This window comes from Psychrobacter sp. SWN149 (genome assembly GCF_015864565.1).
Taxonomy (GTDB): domain Bacteria; phylum Pseudomonadota; class Gammaproteobacteria; order Pseudomonadales; family Moraxellaceae; genus Psychrobacter.
Window position 1 is genome coordinate 271,435 of the sequence record NZ_JADYWX010000004.1, and the last position, 21,603, is coordinate 293,037.

Annotated in this window: 20 protein-coding genes; 5 read left to right on the top strand and 15 right to left on the bottom strand. The window is 43.9% G+C overall.

Annotated features, from left to right (window positions below; translation table 11 throughout):
* Positions 1–4: 4 nt before the first annotated feature.
* From I6E86_RS08395 to paaA, 8 genes are all read right to left on the bottom strand, one after another.
* Entirely contained in the window at positions 5–1,531 is a 1,527-nt protein-coding gene (locus I6E86_RS08395; RefSeq protein WP_197176947.1) for a 3-hydroxyacyl-CoA dehydrogenase, read from the bottom strand.
* 2 nt (positions 1,532–1,533) lie between these two features.
* On the bottom strand, positions 1,534–2,325 hold the full coding sequence (gene paaG / locus I6E86_RS08400; protein WP_197176949.1) for a 2-(1,2-epoxy-1,2-dihydrophenyl)acetyl-CoA isomerase PaaG: 792 nt from the start codon (positions 2,323–2,325) through the stop codon (positions 1,534–1,536).
* Positions 2,325–3,095, bottom strand: a complete 771-nt coding sequence (locus I6E86_RS08405; RefSeq protein WP_197176950.1) for an enoyl-CoA hydratase-related protein — start codon at positions 3,093–3,095, stop codon at positions 2,325–2,327. The genes paaG and I6E86_RS08405 overlap by 1 nt, the downstream gene beginning before the upstream one ends.
* Positions 3,096–3,192: 97 nt before the next feature.
* The gene (gene paaE, locus I6E86_RS08410; protein ID WP_197176953.1) at positions 3,193–4,251 is read right to left on the bottom strand and encodes a 1,2-phenylacetyl-CoA epoxidase subunit PaaE; all 1,059 of its coding nucleotides are present in this window, start codon (positions 4,249–4,251) and stop codon (positions 3,193–3,195) included.
* Positions 4,252–4,323: 72 nt separating this feature from the next.
* Positions 4,324–4,824: a 1,2-phenylacetyl-CoA epoxidase subunit PaaD gene (gene paaD, locus I6E86_RS08415; RefSeq protein ID WP_197176958.1), complete on the bottom strand. Its 501-nt coding sequence runs from the start codon at positions 4,822–4,824 to the stop codon at positions 4,324–4,326.
* A 24-nt stretch (positions 4,825–4,848) separates the two neighbouring features.
* Positions 4,849–5,604 (bottom strand): 1,2-phenylacetyl-CoA epoxidase subunit PaaC, encoded by a 756-nt coding sequence (paaC, locus tag I6E86_RS08420; RefSeq protein ID WP_197176959.1) that lies wholly within the window; start codon positions 5,602–5,604, stop codon positions 4,849–4,851.
* Positions 5,605–5,619: 15 nt separating this feature from the next.
* A complete protein-coding gene (gene paaB / locus I6E86_RS08425; protein WP_045447518.1) occupies positions 5,620–5,910 on the bottom strand; it encodes a 1,2-phenylacetyl-CoA epoxidase subunit PaaB in 291 nt (96 codons plus the stop codon).
* A 23-nt stretch (positions 5,911–5,933) separates the two neighbouring features.
* Complete coding sequence (gene paaA / locus I6E86_RS08430; RefSeq protein ID WP_197176961.1) at positions 5,934–6,872, bottom strand: 1,2-phenylacetyl-CoA epoxidase subunit PaaA; 939 nt, start codon at positions 6,870–6,872, stop codon at positions 5,934–5,936.
* A 263-nt stretch (positions 6,873–7,135) separates the two neighbouring features.
* On the opposite strand from paaA, the gene paaZ reads away from it, so the two are divergent.
* From paaZ to I6E86_RS08445, 3 genes are all read left to right on the top strand, one after another.
* The gene (gene paaZ, locus I6E86_RS08435) at positions 7,136–9,187 is read left to right on the top strand and encodes a phenylacetic acid degradation bifunctional protein PaaZ (protein ID WP_227680600.1); all 2,052 of its coding nucleotides are present in this window, start codon (positions 7,136–7,138) and stop codon (positions 9,185–9,187) included.
* Positions 9,188–9,426: 239 nt separating this feature from the next.
* The gene (locus I6E86_RS08440) at positions 9,427–10,749 is read left to right on the top strand and encodes an MFS transporter (RefSeq protein ID WP_197176963.1); all 1,323 of its coding nucleotides are present in this window, start codon (positions 9,427–9,429) and stop codon (positions 10,747–10,749) included.
* 680 nt (positions 10,750–11,429) lie between these two features.
* On the top strand, positions 11,430–11,843 hold the full coding sequence (locus I6E86_RS08445) for a hypothetical protein (RefSeq protein ID WP_197176964.1): 414 nt from the start codon (positions 11,430–11,432) through the stop codon (positions 11,841–11,843).
* Here I6E86_RS08445 and I6E86_RS08450 read toward each other — a convergent pair.
* On the bottom strand, positions 11,840–12,154 hold the full coding sequence (locus I6E86_RS08450; RefSeq protein WP_197176965.1) for a hypothetical protein: 315 nt from the start codon (positions 12,152–12,154) through the stop codon (positions 11,840–11,842). The two genes, I6E86_RS08445 and I6E86_RS08450, sit on opposite strands and share 4 nt — an antisense overlap.
* 217 nt (positions 12,155–12,371) lie before the next feature.
* On the opposite strand from I6E86_RS08450, the gene I6E86_RS08455 reads away from it, so the two are divergent.
* On the top strand, positions 12,372–12,692 hold the full coding sequence (locus I6E86_RS08455; RefSeq protein WP_101211067.1) for a helix-turn-helix domain-containing protein: 321 nt from the start codon (positions 12,372–12,374) through the stop codon (positions 12,690–12,692).
* Between the two features lie 18 nt (positions 12,693–12,710).
* Positions 12,711–13,970 carry a type II toxin-antitoxin system HipA family toxin gene (locus tag I6E86_RS08460; protein ID WP_197176966.1) on the top strand — a complete coding sequence of 420 codons (1,260 nt, stop codon included), beginning with the start codon at positions 12,711–12,713 and terminating at the stop codon, positions 13,968–13,970.
* 273 nt (positions 13,971–14,243) lie between these two features.
* On the opposite strand, the gene I6E86_RS08465 is transcribed toward I6E86_RS08460, so the two are convergent.
* The 6 genes from I6E86_RS08465 to I6E86_RS08490 form a co-directional block, all read right to left on the bottom strand.
* The gene (locus I6E86_RS08465) at positions 14,244–15,167 is read right to left on the bottom strand and encodes a LysR substrate-binding domain-containing protein (RefSeq protein ID WP_194364472.1); all 924 of its coding nucleotides are present in this window, start codon (positions 15,165–15,167) and stop codon (positions 14,244–14,246) included.
* A gap of 469 nt (positions 15,168–15,636) precedes the next feature.
* Positions 15,637–15,987, bottom strand: a complete 351-nt coding sequence (locus I6E86_RS08470) for a cupin domain-containing protein (RefSeq protein ID WP_194364473.1) — start codon at positions 15,985–15,987, stop codon at positions 15,637–15,639.
* 19 nt (positions 15,988–16,006) lie between these two features.
* The gene (locus tag I6E86_RS08475) at positions 16,007–17,323 is read right to left on the bottom strand and encodes an NAD(P)/FAD-dependent oxidoreductase (protein ID WP_197176967.1); all 1,317 of its coding nucleotides are present in this window, start codon (positions 17,321–17,323) and stop codon (positions 16,007–16,009) included.
* Positions 17,324–17,333: 10 nt separating this feature from the next.
* Entirely contained in the window at positions 17,334–18,689 is a 1,356-nt protein-coding gene (locus I6E86_RS08480) for an FAD-dependent oxidoreductase (RefSeq protein ID WP_197176968.1), read from the bottom strand.
* Positions 18,690–18,715: 26 nt separating this feature from the next.
* Positions 18,716–20,146, bottom strand: coding sequence for an aldehyde dehydrogenase family protein (locus I6E86_RS08485; protein WP_197176970.1), 1,431 nt, complete (start codon positions 20,144–20,146; stop codon positions 18,716–18,718).
* 1 nt (position 20,147) lies between these two features.
* Entirely contained in the window at positions 20,148–21,341 is a 1,194-nt protein-coding gene (locus tag I6E86_RS08490) for an aromatic ring-hydroxylating oxygenase subunit alpha (RefSeq protein ID WP_197176971.1), read from the bottom strand.
* Positions 21,342–21,603 lie beyond the last annotated feature (262 nt).

Sequence of the window (21,603 nt, forward strand, 5' to 3'; positions counted from 1 at the left end):
AAGCTTAAGCGCTCGCCGTGTGACAGGTGATGGCTTTTTTTACCAAATACAGGCTGGCACGGTAACGTTCTTCACCATAAACACGTTGTAAGTTATTGAGCGTGTTAAGCACGGTGTCGTAGCCGAGCATTTGTGCCCATTCAAACGGACCTTGGGGGTAATTCACGCCGTACTTCATGGCCGCGTCGATGTCTGCTTCAGAGGCGATGTTATGTAACACTGCTTCACAGCCTTCATTAATGAGCATAGCAATGGTACGTAAAACATATAAACCAGGATGGTCGGCAGTCCAAATAACATGCACGTCAATGCGGGCAAAGGCTTGCGTCACCAGATCACGTTCATCATCATTACAGGCCATAGAGGCAGCCAATACAACAGCGCGGGCTTGTGACCAGTCCGCATGCCAGTCCATCAGCATGACTTTAGCATCACCATGATCAATCACCACGGATTCACCCAGTGATAAACGGATGCTGACATCACCAATTTCGATACTGTTCTGGACTGCATCTTCAAGAGTCACCGTGAGGCTATCAGCAGCTTGTAAGCGTTCAACCAAACCTTTGGCATAAAGCCAATCACCGCGTACGATAATGGTAGGCAGCTCGCCATCGTTTGCTTCAACGATGGGCAACGTATAGGCAGGGGTTGCTGGGGTTTGGCTATACTCATAGAATCCTTGGCCAGATTTACGGCCGAAGCACCCTGCATCGACCAACTCTTTCTGTACCAACGATGGACGGTAACGTGGCTCATAGAAGAAAGCTTGGTAGACGCTTTGGGTCACCGAGAAATTGACATCTTGACCAATTAAGTCTGTCAACTCGCATGGCCCCATAGCAAAACGACCTGATTCACGCATGATAAAGTCAAGCTGCGCAGGCGTGGTCGCGTTTTCTTGCAGTGCGCGAAAACCTTCGGCGTAGTATGGACGCGCCACACGGTTGACGATAAAGCCTGGGGTAGACTTGGCGATTACTGGTGCTTTTTTCCAAGCACTCATCAAGTTAAATAAACCATCTGTAATCTCATTCACTGTTTGTAAACCGCGAACAATCTCAACAAGCTTCATCACTGGGGCTGGATTAAAGAAGTGTAAGCCTACCACACGCTCAGGGTTTGGTACTGCTGAGGCAATCGCTGTAATCGATATTGACGACGTGTTTGATGCAAAAATCGTATCATTAGCACAAATATCAGCCAATTGGACAAAGAGCTGCTGTTTAATGTCTTGACGCTCAACAATCGCCTCAACGATCAACTGCACCGCTGCCATCTCATTAATATCTGTAATAATAGATAAATTCTCTAGGGTGCTATCAAGTAGCACTTGGGACATTTTGCCTTTTTGGACCCGTTTGGCAAGTTGGCTTTCCAAAGCCACTAAGGCGGCTTGACTTTTGGCAACATCTACATCAAAGAGATAAGTAGTGTGACCGTGCATGGCGGCCAACTGGGCAATGCCAATCCCCATCGTGCCTGCCCCAATAACGGCAATGGTTGCGTTTGATAAATCCCTCGTTTCCATGATTAACGTCCTTGGTAAATTGGGGTGCGTTTTTGCATAAAAGCTTGGACACCTTCTTTATAGTCGGCTGAGCGGCCAGCAAGTCGCTGCAAGTCCCGCTCTAAGATTAGCTGATCTTCTAGGCTGTTGTCCGCGGATACATTGATGGCTTTTTTAATGAGGCTTAGGCCATAGGTCGGTTGGCTGGCCAAGTGTTCGGCCAATTTACTGGCTTCGCTACGTAGCGCGTCATCTTCGACCACTTGCCAAATCATGCCCCATGCCATCGCTTGTTCAGCAGATAGCTTATCGCCTAACAGGGCTAAGCCCATCGCGCGGGCGCGTCCGACAACGCGTGGTAAGAACCATGTACCGCCTGAATCGGGTACAAGCCCAAGACGACAAAACGCTTGGATAAATGAGGCTGATTTGGCCGCCAATACCAAGTCACACGCCAAAGCGATGTTCGCGCCGGCACCGGCAGCCACGCCATTCACCGCACAGATCACAGGCTTTGGCATGTCAGTAATCAGCTTAATAAGTGGATTGTAGTAAGTCTCGATAGATAGGCCCAAATCTGGCGCATCAGCATTCGGGGCAACTGCGCGATCGCCTAAATCTTGACCTGCACAAAAACCGCGACCTTCAGCAGAGAGCACTACAGCGCGAATAGTACTGTCTTTTGACCATGCTTTTAGCACGCTGACCACTTCTTTGTGCATGGTTTCATTAAAGCTATTAAGCTGTTTTGGGCGGTTTAAGGTAAGATAGCCGACGGCATTTTTTTCTTCGACGAGAATCGTTTGATAGTCCATTACATACCTCTAAAAATTGGTTGACGTTTTTCTAAAAATGCACGGATGCCTTCTTGGCGATCTTGGGTGGCAGCAAGCCAAACAAATAACTGACGTTCTTGCTTAAGGCCTTGGCTCAAGTTCACTTCATGGATGGTTTTGAGTGACTGTTTGATGGCGCGAATGGCCAAAGGGGCTTGTTTAGCTATTTTGGCAGCCAGATCAAGGGTGTATCGCACGGTCAAATCAGTTGGGCAGATTTGGGTGGTAATTCCATGTTGTTGCGCGCTCAACGCACTAATCCTCTCACCTGTCATCGCCCAACGCATGGCAAGCTGTTGACCCACTAGGCGGGCGAGACGCTGGGTGCCTCCTGCCCCTGGTAGCATGCCCAAGCCAATTTCAGGCAGCCCAAATTGGGCGTTTTCGCCCGTGACCACGATGTCACCATGCAGTACCAGCTCAAAACCGGCACCGAGTGCATAGCCATTAACTGCGATTAATAGCGGCTTGCTAAATTCATCGATTCGCTTCCATAAGGTTGGGCGAATGTCAGTTTGTAAGCTAACGGTATCGAGTTGAATAAGTTCGTTAAGATCGGCACCCGCAGCGAAGCATTGAGCATTACCAGTAATGACGACCGCTTTTATATCGGTATCAGCGTCATAGGCTTGAAGCCGTTCAACGATTTCTTGTAAAGTGGCGTTATTTAAGGCGTTGCGTTTTTCTGGGCGATTCAGCTCAATCAGTGCAACGCCTTCTTTTGGTCTGGAGGTTTTAATGTAATTCATCCCTGAATCCTAATAAAAACAATGAAATAATGAGTTCTTGCTAAACCCTACTTTGGATATAAAAACGATAGATAGCTAGGTTGCTAGTGTCTCTCGATTACGCGTCAAAGCTTAATCGTATGTTGGCTGATACAGGTAATGCTTGGCAGCTGAGTACGTAGCCCTTATCTAACTCTTCTTGCTCAAGGCTATAGTTAACGGCCATTTCGACCTCACCTTCAATCACCTTACATTTACAAGTAGCACACACACCGCCTTTACAGGCGTAGGGTAAGTCAGCACCCGCACGTAATGCGGCATCTAGGATGCTGTCATCGTGTTTTGACACTTCAACGATCAGTTCACGTCCGTCCAAAATGATATTGACGCGCTCTTCGCTACGTTTTTCGATTTGCTGGGCGGTTGGTTTGTTGACAGTCCCCGTGTGGAAACGCTCGGTATGGATGTTGTTGCGATCGATGCCAAGGTTTGGCAATACGGTCTCAACGGCTTCCATCATCTCTTCTGGTCCACAGGCAAAACAGTGGTCTACATCAGCACTGATAAGTTGGGCGTCAAACAACTGTTGTAATTTGTTCGCATCGATACGGCCATTAAAGATCTCGCTGTCACTCATCTCACGTGAGAAAATATTGACCAGTTGTAGGCGCGTTTTAAAACGGTCTTTAAGGTCCATGATTTGCTCAGAGAACATGGTTTGTTTCCATGACTGATTGCCGTATACCAAGGTAAAATTGGCATCTGGTTGGGTGTTTAACACCGTTTTGACGATAGATAAAATTGGGGTAATACCACTACCAGCAGCAAAGCTTAGGTAGTTTTGACCACCAGTTTTAGCGGCTTTTTGAAAGAAAACTCCTTGGGGTGGCATGACTTCTAGGGTATGGCCTACTTTTAGGTGTTCGTTTGCCCAAGTAGAAAATTGACCTTGATCAATCTTCTTGATGGCGATGCTCATGTCTTCTTGCACATCACTACAGATTGAGTAGCAACGACGGATTTCGCCATTGTCTGTCATGTGACGGATGGTCAAATGTTGACCTGGTTGGTACTTAAAGGTTGCCGCGACTTCCGAAGCAAGGTCAAATGCAATGCAAATCGCTTGCTCAGTTTGTGGCTGGATAGACTTGATAGTTAGTGGCAAAAATTGACTCATGCAAAAATCCTTCTTTCATATTGCTTAGTTAGTGAGCTGACTGTCACGTGCGATCTCGCGACTACTCCTATCTTAGATGCATTTAAAATAATCAAACGGCTCAAGGCAGTCGAGGCACTTATACAGCGCCTTGCACGCAGTTGAACCAAATTCGCTAATCAGTCGGGTTTTTTGACTGCGACAATGGGGACAGATCACACCATCGGTTAGCGCCACGTGAGTACCACAGCTGTGTGAATCGCCTTGCGGCGGTGCAATGCCATATTCTTGCAACTTTTGCTTACCTGCCTCACTCATCCAGTCGGTCGTCCAAGCTTCAGACAAGTCAATCACCACCTTTACAGGGGTCAGCCCACGTTCGGTAAACGTGTTCGTAATCTCATCTTTTAGCATATCGGTTGCTGGGCAGCCACTATAGGTTGGTGTTAAACGTACCACGATTTCGTTATCTGCATTGATCTCAACGCCCCGAATCATGCCTAAGTCAAGCACGGTCAAAACAGGTACTTCTGGATCATGAACCTGATTAAGGGCTTGCCAGCAGGCATCTGTAACTTGTGGAATTAACCGCATACTTTGACTCCTTGTCATGTATGTTTACCAATTCATATTTGGGTAAGCACGTTGCATGTACTGTAATTCTGCCAAAATATAACCCAAGTGTTCGGTATGAGCGCCTTGTTTCGCACCACGGCGGTATGCGCCAATCTCAGGCAACGTTAAGTTCAAACGTGCCAATCCATTTTCAATCTGCGCTAACCATTCAGCTTTTAGAAGATCAAGTTTCGGTAAGACGCCACTATCAACCAAGGCTTGTTCGTCAGTGGTGAGTTCAAACAATTCAGCAGTAAAGCGCCATAGGTTGTTCAGCGCTTGTTGCGTTTTGTGGTGTGCCTCATCGGTGCCTAGGCTTAGGCGTTCTATCCAGGCGTGTGAGAAACGTACGTGATATTTTGCTTCTTTTAATGACTTTACACCAAAGGCTGCAACATCTACGTGGCTGCTTTGGCTTAACGCGTCAAGTAACAATACATGGTAATTATCCATCAACCATTGACGCACCATCGTTTGGGCAAAATCTCCATTGGGCTGTTCACATAGCAATAGGTTGCGATATTCACGTTCGGTACGTAAAAAAGCCATGTTATCTTCATCACGGCCCAAGCCTTCTATTTTTCCAGCCAGACTCAGCACCGTACGTGATTGGCCCAATAAATCTAAACCGATATTTGACAAAGCAATATCAAGCTCAAGCTCTGGGGCATGTCCACACCACTCAGACAAGCGGTGCGATAGGATCAATTGGCTATCGCCAACATGAAGTAAAAATTGTGTTAATGCTTGGTTATTCATCGATTATCTCCTACCTTAAATATGTCCAATACCGTCTGGAATTTGATAAAAGGTAGGATGACGATATACCTTGTCGAGTGATGGCTCAAAAAACTCTGGTTTTTCCTCAGGTTGCGATGAGGTAATCAGCTCTGATTTCACTACCCAAATGCTCACACCTTCGTTACGACGAGTATAGACATCACGCGCATTTTGCAGAGCAATTTCATCATCTGGCGCGCGCAAGCTACCAACATGACGATGGCTTAGACCTTGCTTGCTACGGATAAACACTTCGTAAAGTGACCAGTTGTTTTTGCTTTCCATGGCTAATTTTCCTTTAAAAAATATTAAGCGACTTTTTGAGTATTGGCGTGTTGTTTCTGTGCATAGACAGCAGCAGAGTCACGAACCCATTTACCCTCTTCCCAAGCTTTACGTCGGGCTTCGATACGCTCATGGTTACACGGGCCTTTACCAGCAATCACGGCAAAGAGTTCGTCCCAGTTGATTTCACCGAATTCATAGTTGCCCGTTTCTTCGTTAAACGTCAAATCTTTGTCAGGAATGGTTAGACCAAGTTGTAACACCTGTGAGACGGTGTTATTCACGAATTTTTGGCGCAACTCATCGTTACTAAATAGTTTGATTTTCCAATCCATGCTAAGAGCACTGTTGGGTGAATTATCATCATTTGGACCGAACATCATCAGCACTGGCCACCAGAAGCGATCGACTGCATCTTGTGCCATGGCTTTTTGTTCAGGTGTACCATTCGCCAATACCATCATGGCTTCGAAGCCTTGGCGTTGGTGGAAGCTTTCTTCTTTACAGATACGAACCATGGCGCGAGCATATGGACCATATGACGTCCGGCAAAGCGCCACTTGGTTAACGATAGCGGCGCCGTCAACCAACCAGCCGATAGCAGCGATGTCAGCCCATGTTAGAGTTGGGTAGTTAAATATTGATGAGTATTTCATGCGGCCGGCAACGAGTTTGTCCATCATATCGTCACGATCTGCGCCTAGGGTTTCAGCTGCACTGTATAGATACAATCCATGACCTGCCTCATCTTGGACTTTGGCCAACAATACGGCTTTACGTTTGAGTGTTGGTGCACGCGTAATCCAATTACCCTCAGGTAACATACCAACCACTTCTGAATGCGCATGCTGACCAATCTGGCGAATGAGCGTTTTACGATAAGCATCTGGCATCCAATCTTTTGGCTCAATTGAAATGTCTTTTTCAATCTTGCTGTCAAATAATTCTACTTGCATGTTCATTTGATCCCTCGTCCTTAACAAGTGTTAGTGTTATCTAATCTAAAGCGATACTATTTTAAAATCAACATCTATTTTTATGTATCGTTTTATTTTTTAGCTGTTCTATTAATAAGTTATTGTTTTATATAGATATTTATAATAATAAATTTTAAAAAAAATATTAATAATTATAAACATGCTTGACTTTTTAGCGATTTAAATACAGATTATGACACGTTAAGTTTTTATTTTTATCTATAATGTATCGTAAAAGGAGTTATTATATGTCAGACATTAAAACGTTAAGCTCACTCGTCCTCGGTAAAGCCTACGTTGCACAAAGCGATTTTCGCACCGTGCATCATGCGGTTACCGGCGAACCAATTTATAAAGTCAGTAGCGCTGGTATCGATACCAAAAAAGTAGTTGAATACGCTAAAGAATATGGCTCAGCGCTTGCCAACTGGACATTCCACCAACGCGCTAATGCACTGAAATTGGTCGCACAATATCTACTTCAACGTAAAGAAGATTTTTATGCATTGGCCACGGCAACTGGTGCGACACGCAAAGATGCCTGGGTCGATGTTGAAGGAGGTATCGGTACCTTATTTGCATATTCGAGCCTCGTGCGCCGTGAGCTAAGCGATGAGATAGCCTTAGTTGAAGATGCTTGGATTCCTCTGTCAAAAAATGGTACGTTTGGCGCTCAGCATATCCTGAGCCCGAAAACGGGCGTGGCCATTCATATTGATGCGTTCAACTTCCCTATCTGGGGCATGTTAGAAAAAGTCGCACCGACTCTATTAGCTGGTGTCCCTTGTATCGTCAAGCCTGCAACCGAAGGTGCTGAGCTGACTCATGCCGTGGTAGCCGCGATTCATGAAAGTGGTTTATTGCCAGAGGGTTCATTGCAGCTGATATGTGGACAAACCTATGACTTGTTTGACCATCTAAATCCCCAAGACACCATTACCTTCACAGGTTCTGCAGTAACGGGTCAAAAACTACGAGCCCATCCACACTTAAACGCCCATTCAATTCCTTTCACCATGGAAGCCGATTCGGTGAACAGTGCCATTTTAAGCCCAGCTGCCAACGATGAAACTATCGATTTGTTTGTACGCGAAGTCTTCCGCGAAATTACTATCAAAGCTGGACAAAAATGTACTGCGATTCGTCGCGCGTTTGTTCCTGCCGCCTTGCTAGAAACAGCGCAAACTCGCCTAGTTGAAAAACTACAAAAAGTCGTGGTCGGTGACCCAAACCGTGAAAACGTGACCATGGGTACATTAGCTAGCGTGAAGCAAAAACTTGACGTCGCAGAAAAAGTCGAGCAACTGAGCCAAGAAGCCGAAGTGGTATTCGGTAGTCACTTACGTGAAGATTTCACTTTACAAGTAGACGACGCAGAAAAATCAGCCTGTTACCCACCAACCGTGTTGGTCTGTAATAACCCAAGCCAAGCCGAAAATATCCATCGCATCGAAGCATTTGGTCCAGTTGTCACCCTAATGCCATACGGCGACCTAGATGAACTTGGTGCACTTGTAGCACGTGGTGAAGGTAGCTTAGTTGCCTCTATCGTGCGCAATGCAGACGAAAACATCGAAGCCTTATTGAAAAAAATTGCCCCTTGGCATGGCCGTGTACATATCCTAGATAGCGAAAGTGCTCGTGAAAGTACGGGTCATGGTTCACCTCTCCCATTACTTGTACACGGTGGCCCAGGCCGTGCCGGTGGCGGTGAAGAACTTGGTGGTCTGCGAGCCGTTAAACACTACATGCAACGTACTGCCATCCAAGGCTCGCCCAATGCCTTGACCCAAGTCGGTCACAGCTGGACAGCTGGTGCGCAAGTGTTTGAAGATCGTGTCCATCCGTTCAAAAAATCATTCGATGAACTTCGTATTGGAGAGCGTCTATTGACCGCACGTCGTACAGTGACTGAGGCAGATATCGTTAACTTTGGCTGCTTGAGTGGTGACCACTTTTACGCTCACATGGACAAAATTGCAGCGGCAGATTCGTTCTTTGGTGAGCGTGTCGCCCATGGTTACTTTATCGTATCAGCGGCCGCTGGCTTGTTTGTTGACGCACCAGCTGGTCCAGTCATCGCTAACTACGGTATGGAAAACCTACGCTTCGTTGAGCCTGTCAAGATTGGTGACACCATTCAAGTTGAGTTAACTTGTAAACAAAAGACGCCAAAGGCACAACGCGACCCAGCGGAAAAAGCTCATGGCGTCGTAGTATGGGATATCAAAGTTAAAAACCAACGCAACGAATTGGTCGCAACTTATGACATCTTGACCTTAGTTGAGCGTAAGGCTTGATACCTATATGGATCTGCAAAAAAGGAGTCGTCATGACTCCTTTTTTTCAACTAAAGCAAACTTTATTAATAAAACATATTGACGTCAGGTTGTAGAATAGCTAAATTATAAAACCAAGTGATACATAAATTTATTTTTAATAAATAAAAAGTATCATTAACTTATATTAGATAATGTTTGGCTAGGATAGCTAAGCTGTCGAGTCGTTTCTAGGACAATATATAGACAAGGAGTCACTAATGACAACCACCACCGCAATGGCTGAAAACGCCTCGCTTGCTATACATCAGGATAAAAAAGTACTCACTGCCACCCTAGTTGGTACTGCGATTGAATGGTATGATTTTTTCATCTATGCACAAGCCGCAAGTCTCATATTTGCTCCCCTATTTTTCGCAGAAGTCAGCAAATCGAACCCTATGCTAGCTCAAATCATCGCTTTTGCTACCGTTGGTATCTCATTTCTATTTCGCCCATTAGGCGCAATCGTGTGTGGTCGTTTGGGTGATAAATATGGTCGCAAGATGGTATTGGTAACAACTCTGATTTTGATGGGTGCGTCAACGACCTTAATAGGCTTCTTGCCGACTTATGCGCAGATTGGTGTATTAGCACCCTTGGCTTTGGTATTTTTACGTATTATCCAAGGCTTTTCTGCAGGTGGTGAATGGGGCGGTGCGGCATTGTTATCTGTCGAGCATGCACCCCTTGATAAACGCTCACTATTTGGGGCTTACCCACAGATTGGCGTGCCCATCGGTATGATTTTAGCGACTGGTGTCCTGCTGCTCTTAAATTTGATTTTGGGTAAAGAAGCCTACCTCGAGTGGGGTTGGCGCATTCCATTTATATTATCGATTGCATTAATCATCGTGGGCACCTTTATCCGTCGTTCGGTTAAAGAATCACCAGTGTTTGAAGCCATGCATCGTCGTAAAGCAGAAGCCTCTGCACCATTGTCATTGTTATTCAAAGATCACACGCCAACAGTTCTTAAAGCGGCTTTAATCTTTATGGGAGTGAATGCAGGTGGTTATATTCTCATCGCTTTTATGGTGGGTTACGGTCAAAAATCCTTAGGACTTAGCCCTACTTTAACCATGCTAATCGTAGTTGCGGCTGCTTTCTCTTGGTTAGTATCAACCCTTTGGGGCGGCATGTTAGGTGATAAGATTGGTCGTCTAAAGATTTTTAAATTAGGCTATATCTTATTGTCGTTATGGTCGATTCCAATGTGGTTTTTGATTGATACCAAATCTCCCATTTTATTTATGCTAGCATTAGTGGTTTGGGCTATTCCCCTAGGTTTTACTTATGGTCCATTATCAGCCCTATTTGCTGAAATGTTCCCTGCAAAAGTGCGTTTTTCAGGGGTATCCATCAGCTATGCATTAGGTTCCATTATTGGTGGTGCGTTCGCTCCGATGATTGCGCAATGGATTATGGCAACTTATCAACAGTCATGGATGATTGGTTTGTATATTACTATCGTCTCATTAATTTCACTATTCACACTTTACACGATTAAAAAAGACCCACAAGGCGTTGATCTATCTCTCTAAATAAATTTAGAGAGATAGTGGAAAATGTCACCATATAAATGGTATAAAAATTTTCTCAGCATACGACAAAAAATCAGCCCCACCTCACCTTTAACGGTTGAAAAGCTGACTAACTATCGAAATACCGAAGTTTGTCGTATTACTATATTTGGTTGACATACATTGACATGGTAGAGGATATTCTAATTAATTTTTAGATGATAGAAAATACAACTATCGTGATTAAACGGCATCGCTATCACGTATTTTATGGATAAAAAACACCCTTTAAGCTATGTCTTATATAGCCTAAAGGGCGTTTTTTTATCTGTGCTCTTATGTGGTTGAGTCGCTTAAAGTTAAGGTTTGGTCTAAAAATACAACGCCCTCCCTTATTGATAATTTTCCAATGCTATCCTGCTGTGTGTTGACACTGAACTCATCTGGTTCAGAATGCCACTAAAAGCTCTAACGACTAAAAACAGGGGAATCCTAAAAGACTTTCGCTAGATAAACGATCGTTCATCAGGTCTAGAGAGTAGCTGTTTTTTTAGTCGCTATAATAAACTCAGCAGCAAAAAATGCAGTCATTCTGGCTCAAGTTAAAAAAACATAAAAAGACATATCAATGAAATTCTCAAAAATACTCATGGCGCTTCCGTTGTCACTACTCTCTGTTAGCGCTATTGCAGGTATGGCCGATGTCAATCGGTAATACCAGATGCACCATCGTTGATTCTATTATTAAAAGTAAAACCATCGTAAAAGCTTGTACTTACGAGGGTGCCGTAGGAGGAAGTATGAGTTATGCCATTAGTCAGCTGAATTTCAAACTCTCTAACGGCAATATTTACCGTACCGTGGATGATGCGACGTTTGACTTTAATACAAGTGGAAAAATACAAAACTTAAAAGAGACTATCTCACTCAATGGTAAGACAGCCAAGGTTGTAAGACTCCATCATAAAACATTTAAAAAAATCTCTGATAAAGACATAGAAAGTCGCTATGAAAGCATAAAACCTGACTTTTCTGATGTTCTACAGTGTTTCAAATACGTTAAGCAAGACGCTGCGTTCTGCGTGTCTTATGAGTTTATCAGTAGAATATCTTAATCGTTATTTGGCCACCGTTTATTGATTACTCTACCCAGTAAGGATGATTTGCCTTTGGTATAAGGCATGAGTGCAAAAGTAAACTTTTCGCTCAGCTCACCTGTTAGGTAAATATGATCAATATCGAAACAAGGGATTGAAGCAGGAGCAGTATTCTGAGAACTGGTGGGCACTATAGAAGTGGAAGGTGCTTGTTGATACGTATCAGTATTTATATTGACATTGGGCTTAACCAATTGTTGCTGTTTTAAGGCTTCACTACGCTGCTCTTGATACTGCTCAGGCGTAATCGCATTGGCATTGACACCCATACAAATGCTGATAATACTGACCGTTAAAAGGCTTAAAGTGGGGCCAGCTATATTGGTTCTCAAAATATTTGTATATATAAGTCCACCATTTTTATGGTGAAAGGATTATGTATAGAACAAGTATTTATTGCAAGTATTTTTTATAATTATTATCTTTATAAAACAAACATTCATATTTGAAAGACTAAGTGCTAAAATAGTATTTTAACACTCTTATATGAATGATTATATTATGAACATAAGATTTGATTTTTATACGCCAAGTGAAATTTCTCAGATTTTAGGTGAACGCTTAAAAACGCAGCGACTGGCATTAAACTTAACACAAGCCGCTTTAGCAGATAAGGCTGGTACTGGCATCAGTACTGTTGCTCGTATTGAGTCTGGTCAGGGCGGTACACTAGACAATATAATCAGGCTCGCTATGGCTCTTGGCATGGTAAATCACTTTTCTGAATTATTTGATGTAGTGCCTACCAATATAGAAGATGTTATCGCTAAACAAAATCCACGCTTGCGCGCCTCAAACAAAAGCTGATATAAGGTAGCCATTTCAATGTATCAACCGATATCAATTGTCAATATTTACTACCAAGGATTCGGAGACAAACGTCTTATCGGTAAATTAACGATGGATGGACGATGCCCTACCTTTGGCTATGATGCGGCGTGGCTGGCTGATGGACTGGAGCTGTCACCAATTGAGATGCCATTACGATCAGCACCTTATTATGGTACTCATGCGTCAAGCCATTACCTATGCGGATTATTATCAGACAGCTTGCCTGATGGTTGGGGAATGCTACTCATGGATAGGTTCTTTCGAAAAACAATGTCTCATGCTACGTCAATCAATGTTTTAGATCGCCTCGCTTATATTGGTAATTCAGCAATGGGAGCACTTAGTTTTGAGCCACAACAAGACCTGTCAGGCGCTGATATCGACATCACTGATTTTACTTTAGCCAAACTGGCCGCTGCCAATCAATCGATTTTATCCGGACAAGATAGCAACATACTGGCTGAGCTCATCGTTATCGGCGGCTCACCACAAGGTGCAAGACCAAAAGCACTTGTCCTATATGATGAAGCAACCGAGTTTATTACTACGGACTTAAAAAGCGAACAGCCATCCGCAGCGCCGTGGCTGATTAAGTTTCCTGCCCAATCTGAGCATAAAAGCGTTTGCCTATTAGAATCACTTTATGCTGATAGGGCTAAGCAAGCAGGCCTAAACATGCCTGCGCATCATTATTTTGATATCGGTGAAAAACATGCTGCTTTTGGGGTTGAGCGTTTCGACCGCATGGGCAATCAACGCGTTCATACTCATACGCTGTCAGGTTTATTAGACATTGATTTTCGCATCCCATCACTAGATTATCTGCAGTATTTACGCTGCGTGCGTATGTTGACCCAATCACAAGTTGCTGTAGAAGAGGGTTTTAGACATGCTGTATTTAATGTCATCTTTAACAATAAAGACGATCATAGCAAGAACTTCTCTTTTATGATGGACAAGGCTGGCAGGTGGTCGTTATCGCCTGTCTATGATCTCGCTTATAACTCAGGTATGAATGGTTATCACCAGATGGATGTGACTGGTGAAGCTCAATACCCTACCCGATCTCACTTATTAAAGTTGGCTAAACTTGCTGATATTAAGCAAAACAAGGCACAAGCTATTATTGATCAGGTAGCATCAGTTGCTGAAGATTTTTTGACTGTTATTAACAGTTATGATATTGAGAAAAATTTATCCAATCAGGTCATTCATGATATGAAAGCCAATATCAATCGGATGGCAAATCAATAGACCTTAAGAAGTTGTTAAATTTGTTGTTAAAAATAAATACCTAACAACCTTATCCCTTAATAGTAAAGGATTACGCTAAGTTAGTCGTTGCGTGGTGGGCGCACCAATCATTGTATTTAGACATAACCTCGCATTACCCCAATCCGCTACAGCCCCCGATGTTACTTATATTACGTCTTCCTACATCACTTGTCATTACCTAGCAGCACCACTACACTGTTGTTAAATATTCAACAAGAGCGTTATTTGTTGATAGTACAAAATAGTTGCTCTTTAATCTAAGCTTTTTGTTCCTACAATCTCCGGAAGCTGTTGTAGTAGCCATTTCCGGAATTTGGTCACACTCATTGATGTGTTATGTCGACCTAAAGGTTCTAACATATAAAAGTTTTCTGCAGTACGTAAAACGGTATCCACTGGGCGCACTAGCGCACCGCTTTTCAGATAGTCATCTACAAGTGAGCCCCACGCCAAAGCAATACCTTGACCATTAATTGCAGCCTGAAGCAACATCGTGTAATTATTGATATGGACTTTATTTTTAGGCGTGATAGTAGGATAACCTACTTCACTAAACCACTCAGGCCAAGTCATCCAGTCTATTCTTGCTTCATCAAGATTCAATAAAGTGCCACCAAATATTTTCTCTAGCGATCTATCATTATTAAACTGCACCAAATAATCTGGACTACAGACAGGGAAAACTTCTTCTGGAAATAGAGGGGTCACCTCCATTCCTGCAGGTGGTACCCGACAGTAAAACAAAGCCAAATCGCAGTCCATACTATGCAAATCCACAACATTATCAGTTGCTAGTATTCTCAGGTCTATGCCTTCTTCTTGCTGAAATCGTGCAACCTTAGGCAATAGCCAAAGCGCTGCCATAGCATGGGTGGTGGCTACTGTGACTTGATTTTCACCGCGCCATTTTTTGATTTCTCCGGTCGCTTGGGCAATATTAATAAGCGCACCATAAATGCTTTGATAATACTGCAATCCAGTAGGCGATAAAGAAATCTTACGGTTGGCTCGAATAAACAACTCTTTGCCAAGATACTCTTCTAATTGGCGTATCTGACGACTGACGGCTCCTTGCGTGACGTTTAGCTCATCAGCAGCTAAGGTAAAGCTCTGGTAGCGAGCTGCTACTTCAAACATAATAAGGCTGTTCATCGGTGGTAATGGCTTGATTTTCATCGACACTCCTAGCTTGTCATCTTGGTAATAACTAATCTATTCCTTAGATTAGAACGTAAATAGAATCAGATCGTAAATAGAGACACCTGAAAGCTTGAGTATATCACTAGACGTCGTAAAAACTGATCGCGGTGTTCTACACTTCAAAAGTAAGGACACCAAAGTACATGTATATTAGGGCGTGTCTTCATTTCAAAAATGGTGATAAAAATTAGATAAATTGCCGTCAAACAAGAAAAATAGCGCAGATAATATCGGGATATTAACCAGCTACTTGACGATGTTTGGCAAGATTTAGCCATTTTTAGCCCATTGAGATGACTATCGAGTGAATTGAAGACACGTCCTAATCACTATCACTTAAATGCGTTGTTATTGACTCTAATATCAATATTTATAAGAACGGTTATAAAAGCACAAAGCCCTTTAAATCCTAAGACTTAAAGAGCTTTGTTCTTAAATATCGCATTTATGTCAATCCATGGATTTCTTTCCAGTTACCAGGGTGCACAACATAGCCAAATAAGGCATGACCACCGTATATAAGCTCTGTTCCTTCAGGAATCCAAAGCATCTGTCCTGGACGCACTTCGTACTTTTGACCATTAGCCGTTAACTCAAAACAGCCTTCTATCACAAAGACAACCTCATCGTAGAGTACTTGCCATGCGACCTCTGCACCTTCCCAACGAGCAAAACCTATCCCCATATTTGGAGAAACGTCAGGCGTTAATGCCCTAGCCACATAAGCCATGCCTGGAGAGTCGCCACGCACACTAAATTCAAGGTTCTTACTATCTATTAATCTTACTTCACTCATTATTATTTCCTAGCGGTTACTATAGTTCACTGCGACTTTGCCATTTTGCAAGATTGATGCGAAACTTAACCCCCAGTCCTAAAAACGGTTCTGGTGGGTTTAAGCTTGGCATATCAGTCACATATTGAATATCACGCAAATCCTGAGAGTCTGCTCCTACCACCAGATCTGCGAGTAGCGTTCCAGAAATGGTTCCCCACGCCGCACCAACACCGTTGTCACACGCGCTGGCATACACGCCATCTTCTAGCTCACCAAAGAAGTTCGTAAAATTACGTGAGATGGCATAAACACCTCCCCATGTATGGGTTAAAGGCACACCTGCCAGCTCAGGATAACGGGCTAAGAATGCTTTTCGATGATCCATCTGAACCCATTGGCGTGTCTCATCACTGATGCTTTTGCCATATTTTGGTACATGTTTGTAGGTATTACGAATAAGGATGCGGCGATCCGCAGTCATGCGTAATGTTGTGCCAGCATGGTCAGCTGGTGTTAATCCCCAGTTTAAGTCACCTTTGTATATCTTCATCTCTTCATCAGTTAACGGACGAGTCCAACTGGCAAAAGTCATCACGGGTAATAGACGATTTTTGAGATAGCCAAACTCTCGTGTAAAGATACTGGTTCCCAATAATAACTTAGGTGTAATCACTGTTCCTTTACTACTGGTCAGTACCCAATTACCATTTAATTTTTGTATGTCTGTAATTGGTGATTCTTCAAACAGTTCTACATTCTCAGGTAGATTGTTACCCATTCCTTGTACTAAAGCGGCAGGCTGCATGAGGCAAGAGCCAGGCGTAAAAATAGCACGGCTATAATAATTGGTTCCAAGAACGCTACTGAGCTCTGCTTTTTCTACCCAGTGATAAGGCTCCCCTAGATTTTTCATCAAATGCTCAAAATGTTTTAGGTGCTCCTCACCACGTTCGCCAACTGCGCCTTGGTACTTACCTACCGCCGACCACTGACAATCGATGTTGTGCTGTTCGACCAATCCTTGCAACTGCGATATAGCGGTTCTATTTAGGTGTAATAGCTTTTTCTTAAGCTCAGGATCTGGATGCTCTAATGAAAATTTATGTGGTAAATCTATCACAAAGCCTGAGTTACGCCCTGAGGCCCCTTCTGCCACACGCTGCGCATCTACCAATATAATACGCGCCTCTGGCTTTAGCTCAGCCAATCGCCTTGCGGCTGCCAGACCAGCAAAACCTGCACCAATAATCGCATAGTCGGCTTTTTGTGTTCCAAGCAGTTTTTTGGCAGGTTCTGGCGTAGGCAATACGGAATACCAACCACAGCTTTTGTCATCATTCGGTAAATTAACCATTATTATTCCCTCAAGCTGCCGTTTTATTGAGCGTGATTTTTTCAAGCCATTGATTGTGCTGGCTTTGTAATGTCGCACCAAGTAGTGCAAAGCCTGTTAGATTGCCTGCCTTATCATAAAAACCCGCAGCCAGCTCTTGCCCATATTGCTCAACCCTCCAGTCCCCAGCGCCAACCCCTGGCAATATACTCAGCGGTAAAACAGGCGTCTTTACGATAATGGGTGTCGCCTTCAATGAGGCTGGTGTCAGCTTCCCCAATAGGCTACTGACCAGAGCAGGTAGCGCCTGATTAATAGGGTTAATATAAGGTGCCCATTCACCATCCACCTCAGCGCAATCCCCTAATGCGTATATCGCAGGGTCACTACTCTGGTGATTTAAATCAGTCTGGATACCTCGGCCCGTTACTAAACCTGCTGCTTGAGCCAATGCAATATTTGGTCTCAAGCCAACGGCACTGAGTACCAAGTCCGTCTCTATACATTGCCCATTTTGTAGCGCTAACTGATAACGACCACCGAGTGATTGAACAGAGCGGATACTATTCTCCAGCTTCCATTCCACACCAATTCCGCTCAACGCTTTCTGCAACGCACTACCCAACTGCTGCGGGATTAGTCGCTCCATAGGCCATTTGCCCAACCCTACCACGGTGACAGCCATACCATGTGCTGCCAGATCATTAGCAAACTCACAACCAATCAAGCCATCACCTAAAATAGTGATATGTTTTTTATCGGTTAGATGAGAACGGAACTGTTTATAATCTGCTAGATCATTCACACTGAATAGAGCGGACTGCTCACCTTCTACCGGAATGACGATTGGCGTCGCGCCAGTCGCTAATACTAAGCGTCCGTAGGTATATTCACCTATTGTGGTGTAGAGCCTTTTTTGTGAACGATCAATTTTGTTGATACGAGTGTGTGCGTATACACGAATATCTAAACGTCGCTCCCAGCTCAGCGCAGACTCTCTCACTAGATCATCACCGCTTTTGCCTAGGGCAAGCGCATTAGATAATGCGGGTTTACTATAAACCGATCCATCATCGGCGGTGAATAAGGTAATAGACAAGTCTGGAGACTGGCTACGCAATGCTGATGCCAACTGGTAACCTGCATGGCCACTTCCGATAATAACGACTGGTTCAATAGTATTATCAACGATAGCGTTGCCAATACTTTCCTCTTCTTCATCGGTAATCTCGAGCATCTCAAAATCAGCTTTTGTCACTTGACAATCAGGGCACAACCAATCTTCTGGAATGTCTTCCCATCTTGTGCCAGGTGCGATTCCATCAGCAGGCCAGCCTTTCGCCTCGTCATAAACCCAACCACAGACAATACATAACCATTTTTTCATTGTGCCTACTCCCTTTGACTCTGTGACTACTTATTGTGTCTCAAACGAATACCAATATTGCGCGTCTGAACATAACTATAGATGGCTTCCTGCCCTTTTTCTCGACCAAAACCTGACAATCCTACGCCACCAAAAGGCGTCTCAACCCCGCCTGCAAACCACTCATTAATGAATATCTGCCCAGCAACCAGTTTGTTTGCCACCCGTAAAGTCTGACTTAACCCTTCGCCAAACACCCCAGCCACCAAACCAAACTCTGTACCATTGGCCATCTCAATCGCTTGCTCTTCTTCATCAAATGGCATTATCACTAAGACAGGTCCAAAGACTTCTTGCTGCGTGATACTCATCTCATGGCTGGCTTCGATGATCGTTGGCGATACAAAATAACCATCTAAGTCAGGTGCACTGCCACCTGTCAAAATACATGCGCCGTCTTCAAGAGCAGACTCAATCATTTTTAGAATCTGCTGCTGTTGACTCTTAGATACTACAGGCGTTAAATCAGAGTTATCTTCACCTACTCCGATACTTAAGCTCTGTGCCAAATCAACGACTGCATTTTTTACTTCGTCATAACGGCTGCGATGTACCAGTAAGCGTGACATCGCTGAGCATACTTGCCCAGAGTTGTAGAAAATACCGACCTTGACACTGCTCAATAACGTGTCTAGATCCACATCTGCTAGTGCGATGGCAGCAGACTTTCCTCCCAGTTCCATCACTGAAGGCGTTGCGCGTTCAGCAGCATCTCTTAAGATGCGTTGCCCAGTTGGTACTGAACCTGTAAATACAATTTGATTGGTTTCTGAATGCTTGACTAAGTGCGAGCCAACCTCTGAGCCTTTGCCGCAAAGTAAGTTCACCGCGCCTTGTGGAAAACCAGCTTTTGCAATCGCTTTAAATAACAATGTCATAGCGATGGGCGAAATCTCAGGAGATTTTACAACCACCGCATTGCCAGCGGCTAAAGCTGGCGCCAAAGAACGCGCGCAAATTGATACAGGGAAATTCCAAGGGACAATCTGTACTGATATACCCATTGGCTCGTATTGAGTAAAATTGATGTAGTCTTTGCCCAATGGCACAGATATCCCTTCAATTTTGTCTGCGATGCCAGCGTAATACTCAAAGTAACGGGCTGCTTCGATGAACTCATCACGAGCCGTATCCAAGTTTTTACCATTTTCTGAGCACAGTACTAAAGCGGCCTCTTCCGTAATTTTACGAATTTCCTCAGCTGCCTTGAGCATCCAAGTAAGGCGCTGCGCTGGGCGTATATCGGTAAGCAGCCCTTGGCTCACACAATGCCTTGCTCCAGCCATTGCTAGATCAGCATCCTCGATACTTGCTTGAGCAACAGTGGCATAGGGTGCACCAGTAGCAGGGTTCATCACAGTCAGTTTACAGTGTGAGTCTTTCCATTCGCCATTGATATAATTGAGGTAATGTTGCATCTTATGCCTCCTTTTCTAGTGCAGCTTTCGCTTGTGTGGCTAGCCATTTTTGGAAGAAATGTGTTGGTAAGTCCATTTCGGGTGAAAACACACCGCCACCAAACCCTGGAGAATGACGACCTTTTTGTAGACCTTCGACCGCCGTAATGTCTTCACTAAATACCACACGCCAAGACTCTAGCGTCGCTGTACGGCAAGCTGCATAAATGTCTTTGGCAGATTCATCACTGACAAAGTACAAGCGGAGTTTTTCAGTTGTTTTTTCAGCACTGATGGGATCAATCATCATTGCAAATACATGGTCTGCTTGAATGCCCAACAGTACGTTTGGAAACAAAGCCACATATTCAGCATGACGCAATTTGTCCTCTGGCCAGCTTGGAAACTTAGGTAAATGAGTGCCTTGAGTATCAGACAAGTTGTATTTATAGCTACCTTGTCCTGCAAAACGGTCTTCAAACATAATGTTGTAATGGTCTTCTAGCTTTGAGTACGTGTTCAACGCTGGATGCACCCAAGGCAAATGATAGGCTTCGCAGTAGTTTTCGACCGTCAACTTCCAGTTACTATCTACCTCAATCTCTAAACCTTCACTCATATCCACACGGTGGATTTGATCGACACCACTCTCTCCCCAAAACGGTTTCCAACGCTCTAATAAAGGAGCGATATGCTCTTCAAACGGTGCGGCATCCCCTGATATGTTTACGAAGACCATATCCATCCAAACACTAGAACGTAATGCACGTAGACCATGGTCTTCGCATTTAAAACGTTCATCTTTGTGTTTTCCTATACCGCCTACGTGCGGCGTTCCTTTTAAGTTTCCGTCTAAATCGTAACTCCAAGAATGGTACTGACAGCGAATCACGCCCTGTACCACGCCCTCTTCATGAACCAATTTCATACCGCGGTGACTACAAACGTTATGGAACACTTGTACCCTACCTTCACGATTACGCATCATCAATAATGGCAATCCCATAAATTCGACAGGCTTGATGTAGCCGTTTTTAATAAGGTCAGAGGCAAACCCGACACATACCCAAGTTTTGCTTAAGATGTTATCGCGCTCAAAATTGAAATACTCTTCGCTGACATAAGCAGTATTAGGCATACCACTTGCTTCAGTGATGGGGTGCAAAACACTGTCTACTTGTTGGATTGAGATGCGGTTTTGGTTAGTTTGGTTCATGCTGAATCTCCATATAATAAAATGACGCATACTTCCTTGCGTTGGCTGTAGCCATTCATGAGTAATGTGTACTGCTTGATGAAGATTCTGCTAGACATTGCGGAGTTTGACAAACGACTTTTCTGCTAGATATTCATGAGTTTTTGTCATGTATTTTATGGAAAGACGCTGTACTTAATGCCTACAATTGTTTTCTATTAATAAAACTCATGCATTTATGATAATAAATAGGTTGAAAGGTACTGGCACATAGCACTACTCT